Annotated in this window: 5 protein-coding genes and 1 pseudogene; 3 read left to right on the top strand and 3 right to left on the bottom strand. The window is 76.1% G+C overall.

The features are described from left to right. Window positions 1-203 precede the first annotated feature (203 nt). Window positions 204-506: a hypothetical protein gene (locus FOE67_RS15985; RefSeq protein ID WP_182664834.1), complete on the top strand. Its 303-nt coding sequence runs from the start codon at window positions 204-206 to the stop codon at window positions 504-506. A 142-nt stretch (window positions 507-648) separates the two neighbouring features. Here FOE67_RS15985 and FOE67_RS15980 read toward each other — a convergent pair whose 3' ends face one another. The 3 genes from FOE67_RS15980 to FOE67_RS15970 are packed head-to-tail and all read right to left on the bottom strand — an operon-like array spanning window position 649 to window position 4252. After that, the gene (locus FOE67_RS15980) at window positions 649-1668 is read right to left on the bottom strand and encodes an SDR family oxidoreductase (RefSeq protein ID WP_182664832.1); all 1020 of its coding nucleotides are present in this window, start codon (window positions 1666-1668) and stop codon (window positions 649-651) included. Further along, on the bottom strand, window positions 1668-2738 hold the full coding sequence (locus FOE67_RS15975) for an alpha/beta fold hydrolase (RefSeq protein WP_182664830.1): 1071 nt from the start codon (window positions 2736-2738) through the stop codon (window positions 1668-1670). Before FOE67_RS15975 ends, FOE67_RS15980 begins: the two co-directional genes overlap by 1 nt. After that, window positions 2735-4252, bottom strand: a complete 1518-nt coding sequence (locus FOE67_RS15970; RefSeq protein ID WP_182664828.1) for a flavin-containing monooxygenase — start codon at window positions 4250-4252, stop codon at window positions 2735-2737. The genes FOE67_RS15975 and FOE67_RS15970 overlap by 4 nt, the downstream gene beginning before the upstream one ends. A gap of 102 nt (window positions 4253-4354) precedes the next feature. On the opposite strand from FOE67_RS15970, the pseudogene FOE67_RS29390 reads away from it, so the two are divergent. Together FOE67_RS29390 and FOE67_RS15960 are read left to right on the top strand one after the other, a co-directional pair. Continuing rightward, a pseudogene (locus FOE67_RS29390) lies at window positions 4355-5002 on the top strand (MerR family transcriptional regulator); the annotation flags it as partial. An 8-nt stretch (window positions 5003-5010) separates the two neighbouring features. Next, window positions 5011-5134, top strand: a 124-nt coding sequence (locus FOE67_RS15960; protein ID WP_182664837.1) for a MerR family transcriptional regulator, incomplete at its 3' end; no start/stop codon positions are given.

Raw genomic sequence — 5134 nt, 5'->3', positions numbered from 1 at the left:
GCCCGGGACGGCGGGAGCGGCCGGGGAGGCGGGGCGCTCCGGGTAACGCTCCCCACCACGGCCCCCTCTCGGCTCCCACTCGGCTCCCACTTGGCCCTTCACCTCGGAGTTTTCATCCGATATGCGATGAATGTCGAGCGGTGCCACGCTGGTTCGGGGGCACGTGTCCCGCGTGCTCCCGCCCCCGTCCCGAAGGAGCGAACATGGGGATCTCCGACCGTTTCGACCAGTTCAAGGACAAGGCGCAGGACGCGGCCCACCGGGCCAAGGAGCACCTCGACGAGGGCCGCGAGAAGAAGGGCGACCGTTCCCGCGAGGCGGAGGGCGGTCGCAGGGGCGAACGCGACACCGGCTCCGGCGAACGCCCGGGCCGGGAGCGCGGCGCCCCGGAGCGCGGGACCGGTGAGCACACCCGGCACCGCACCCACGAGCACGGCGGCCACGGCGGGCACCGCCGGGAGCAGGCGCGGCGGGACGATACGCGCGAGCGCGGCGAGCACGACTGACCCCGCCCGCCGACTCCGCCGACCGCGTCGGCGCGCCCCGCGCCCGGACGGACGCGGGGCGCCCGGCGCGGCGCCGGGCGGGAGCCCTCCCGGCCCCGTGACGGACCGGGAGGGCTCCCCCGGGCGGGGATCCCCGGGGCGGTCAGCCCTCCGGGGCGGGCTGCGGCGCCGTCCCCGGAGCGGACTCCCGCCCGGACTCCGGAGCGGGCCCCGGCGCCGGTCCCCGGCCGGGCTCCGGGCGGGCGCGGGAGCGCTCGTCGGCCGCTCCCCCGGCACCGACCAGACCGGGAGGGGGACCGCCCGCCGGACTCGGCGGCAGGCGACGCATCTCGCGCTTCGCCACCGTGCCCAGCACCGTCGGCATCAGGGGCCGCAACGCCTGCATGCCGCGCAGCCACCGCTGCCCGTACACGTGGGCGGCGCGGCGCTCGATGCCCGCCAGCAGACGGTCCACGGCGGGCCCGGCCGGGTAGGTGCGGTTGGCCGGCCACGGCAGTTTGCTCCGCCCGCGCCCCAGCGCCGGGTCCTCGTCGGCGCCGCGCACCATGTCGGTGTCGGTCCAGCTGAGGTAGGCCACGCCGACGTCCACGCCGCGGTGGCCGACCTCGGCCCGCAGGGCGTGCGCGAACGCCTCCGCCCCGGACTTGGAGGCGCAGTAGGCGGTCATCATCGGCGCGGACACGATCGCCGCCAGGGAGGCCACCTGGAGGAAGTACCCCCGGCTCTCCAGCAGGTCGGGCAGGAAGGCCCGGCAGGTGGCGGCCGAACCGATGAGGTTGACCTCGATCACCCGCCGCCAGGTCGCGTCGTCGGACTCGGCGAACGGCCCGCCGGTGGCCACGCCGGCGTTGGCGACCACCACGTCCACCCGGCCGAATTCCCCACGGACCCGCCGCGCCGCCTCCCGCATCGCCGCCGGGTCGGTGACATCGGCGGGCAGTACCAGCGCCGGTCCGGGCAGGGAGTCGGCGACCTCCCTCATCCGCTCCGGCTCCAGGCCGACCAGCGCCACCCGCAGGCCGCGCCGCGACAGCCCGCGGACCAGCAGCTCGCCGATGCCGCGGGCGGCGCCCGTCACCACCGCCACCCGGGCCCCCGGGGAACCGGCCGTACCCCGGGCCGCGCCCGATTCCCCGCCCGGCTTCCCGGGCCCGCCGGCCATCACGCCTCCTCCCCGGCACCGGCGCCGGCGCCCGCGCCGCTCCCCGCACCCTCGACCGACTCTTCCGGCCGGGGGGACCGCCCGGATGCACCCGCCGGTGGATGTTCGCGCGCCAGATCGCGCAGGATGCCGGCGACCCGCCCCGGATCCTCCATCGGGGTCATGTGACCGAGGTCGGGCAGCATCACCGGCTCCCCCGCGTTCGGCAGCGCCCGCGCGATCCGGTGGGCGTGCACGGGCGGGGTGAGGGCATCGGCGGTGCCGTGCACGACCACCGTCGGCACCGTGAGCAGCGGCAGCTTCTCCCGCAGGTCCAGGGCGGCGAGCACGGCGGCCCACTCCGCGCGGGAACGGCGCGGGCAGGCGTGCACCAGCTCCGCGACCTCCCGCCGCAGCCGGCGATCGGCACCGGGACCCAGCGTGGTGCGGGCCAGCGCCCACTCGGTGAGCGGGGTGACCGGCCCCATCGGCAGCGTCGAGCCGAGCAGCAGCCGCTGCGCGCGCGTGCGCAGCGCGACCGAGCGGAAGGGCGTCACGCGCGCCTCGGGGATCAGCCGGTCGGTACCGGTGCTGCACAGCATCGCCGCGCCCACCCGCTCCCGGAAGGTCGGCCGGTCGGCGGCGGCCACGATCGACATGGCCCCCATCGAGTGCCCGCCGACCACCGCCCGCTCCCCATCGGGAACGGTCGCGGCGAGCACCGCGCACAGGTCGTCGGCGAGGCGGTCGGGGGCGCAGCCGCGCCGCACGGCCGGGGTGCGGCCGTGGCCGCGCTGGTCGTAGCGGACCACCCGGTGGTCGGGGGGCAACCGGTCGAGGACCGCGTCCCAGAAGGAGATCGCGCAGGTCCAGCCGTGGGCGAGGACGATCGTCGGCGCGGGGGCGGCGGGCGCGTCGGGGTCGGCGGGTCGGGCCGGTTCGCGGACCACGGTGTGCAGGCGGGCGCCACCGGTGGACTCCACCACCAGCTCCCGGCTCCGGGTGCCCGCGCGGGCGGCCGGCACCGCACCGGCCGGGCCGCCGGGGACGGCCGCGCGGGTACGGGTGTCGCTGTCGGGACGGGGGCTCATCGGGCGGCTCCTTCCGGGACCCGGTCGAGGTGGCGGCTGCCCAGTACCTCGTACTCGGTCGGGTCCAGTCGGCGGGTGACGCGGCGGAAGGCCGCGGTGGTGTCGGGCCACACCGTGGTGTTGCGGCCGTTGGCGTCCAGGTACCAGCTCACGCAGCCACCGGTGTTCCACACCGAGCGGGCGATGCGGCGTTGGAGGGCGTCGTTGTAGGCGTCCACCGCCTCGCGGCGGGGCACCAGGGCGACCGGGCGGCCCGCCGGACCCGACAGGTCGGCGAGCCGGCGGACGTAGTCGGCCAGGTAGGAGAGCTGGGCCTCGATCATCAGGACCATCGAGCTGTTCCCCAGACCGGTGTTGGGGCCGATGATCGTCATGAAGTTGGGGAACCCCGCGACGGTGGAGCCGCGCAGCGCGGCCATGCCCTCGCGCCACTCCTCGGCCAGGGTGAGGCCCCGGGCGCCGGTGATCCGGTGCGCGATGGGCATGTCGGTGACGTGGAAGCCGGTGCCGAAGACGATGGTGTCGGCCTCGGCCTCGGTGCCGTCGGCCGCCACCAGGGTGGAGCCGCGCACCTCGCGCAGGGCGGAGGGCACCAGGTCCACGTGCGGCTCGGCGAGGGTGGGATACCAGTCGTTGGACAGCAGGATCCGTTTGCAGCCGAGCCGGTAGTCCGGGGTCAGCGCGCGGCGCAGTTCCGGGTCGGGGATCGCGCGGCGCATGTGGGCCAGGGCGAACCGCTCGACGACCCGCATCCGCTCGGGGTGCCGGGCGAAGTTCCCCACCTGGACCTCCCTGATCAGCCAGAGGAGGTGCCGGTGCAGGGCGGCGGCGGGGGGAAAGCGGGAGTGCAGGGCGCGTTCCGCCGCGCCGATGGCGCGGTCGGCGCGTGGCAGCACCCAGGGCGGGGTCCGCTGGAAGACGGTCAGCCGCAGCACCTCGGGGGCTATGGCGGGCACGATCTGGATGGCGGAGGCGCCGGTGCCGACCATCGCGACCCGGGCGCCGCGCAGGTCGTGGTCGTGGTTCCAGCGGGCGGAGTGGAAGACGGTGCCGGGGAAGTCCGCCAGGCCGGGGATGTCGGGGACGGCGGGGTCGGAGAGCGGGCCGGCGGCGGAGACCAGCAGGTCGGCGGTGAGGGTCCCGGAGGCGGTCTCGATCACCCAGCGCAGGGCGTCGCCGTCCCAGCGGGCGGCCAGCACCTCGGAGTCGAAGCGGATGTGCGGTCGCAGGTCGAAGGTGTCGGTGACCCACTCCAGGTACTCCAGGATGTGGGGCTGCCCGGAGAAGCTGCGGGGCCAGTCGGGCCGCCGGGCGAAGGAGAAGGAGTACAGGTGGGAGGGGACGTCGCAGGCGCAGCCCGGATAGGTGTTGTCCCGCCAGGTGCCGCCCACGCCCTTCGCCCGTTCCAGCAGGACGAAGTCGGTGACGCCCTCCCGGCGCAGGCACACGGCGGCCCCGAGCCCGCCGAAACCGGTACCGATCACCGCCACCCGGACGTGTTCCCGTTCGCGCATGTGGCCTCCTCGGCGAATCGCGCCAGTCATCACTGGCACGATGGGAGGGTAGGGCAGGAACCTACCGATTGGTAGGGCGCGTGCGCGTTTTAACCTGGCCGAATGACGGATGAGCCGCCGGCACGACCGGAGCCCGGACCCGCGGAAGAGATCGCGGGGTCCGGCCACGAGGCCGGGGCCCGCCCCGGAGCGGGCCGGGAGTACCGTACCGCCGAACTCGCGGAGGCCGCCGGCATCACCGTGCGCACCCTGCGCTTCTACCGCGAACGCGGACTGCTGCCCCCACCCCGCCGCGAGGGCCGGCTGGCCTGGTACGACGACCACCACCTGGCCCGCCTGCGGACCGTCGCCGCGCTGCTGGCGCGCGGTCACACCCTCAACGGCATCGCCGAGTTGATCGACGCGTTCACCCGGGGCCGCGACACCGGCGCCACCGCCGAACTCCTCGGCATGGCCGACCACGCCTGGCCACCCGCCGAGGAGGAGCCCGTCCGGCTGACCCCCGAGGACCTGGCCGCCCACTTCGAGACGGGCGACCGGCCCGGTGGGGACGGCGAGGACATCGCCGCGAACCTGGCCACCGCCATGGAGATCGGTTACATCGCGGCGGACGGGGACGAGGTGGTGCACGTGAGCCGCACCCTGCTGGAGGCCTCCTCGGCCCTGGTCCGGGCGGGACTGCCGCTGTCCTCGGTGCTGGCCACCGGCCGCCGGGTGCGCGGCCACGCCGAGGAGTTGGCGGAGAGCTTCACCGAACCGTGCGCACCCTGCGCTTCTACCGCGAACGCGGACTGCTGCCCCCACCCCGCCGCGAGGGCCGGCTGGCCTGGTACGACGACCACCACCTGGCCCGCCTGCGGACCGTCGCCGCGCTGCTGGCGC

Origin of the sequence: Streptomyces calidiresistens, assembly GCF_014141525.1 — a bacterium.
Taxonomy (GTDB): Bacteria; Actinomycetota; Actinomycetes; order Streptomycetales; family Streptomycetaceae; genus Streptomyces; species Streptomyces calidiresistens.
Note: the sequence above shows the minus strand (reverse complement) of the source record. Positions and strands in the feature narration are given on the sequence as shown.

Coding starts and splice junctions, on each gene's coding strand:
- FOE67_RS15980 (WP_182664832.1), bottom strand. CDS start 1,668: ATGGCCGGCGGGCCCGGGAAGCCGGGCGGGGAATCGGGCGCGGCCCGG.
- FOE67_RS15985 (WP_182664834.1), top strand. CDS start 204: ATGGGGATCTCCGACCGTTTCGACCAGTTCAAGGACAAGGCGCAGGAC.
- FOE67_RS15975 (WP_182664830.1), bottom strand. CDS start 2,738: ATGAGCCCCCGTCCCGACAGCGACACCCGTACCCGCGCGGCCGTCCCC.
- FOE67_RS15970 (WP_182664828.1), bottom strand. CDS start 4,252: ATGCGCGAACGGGAACACGTCCGGGTGGCGGTGATCGGTACCGGTTTC.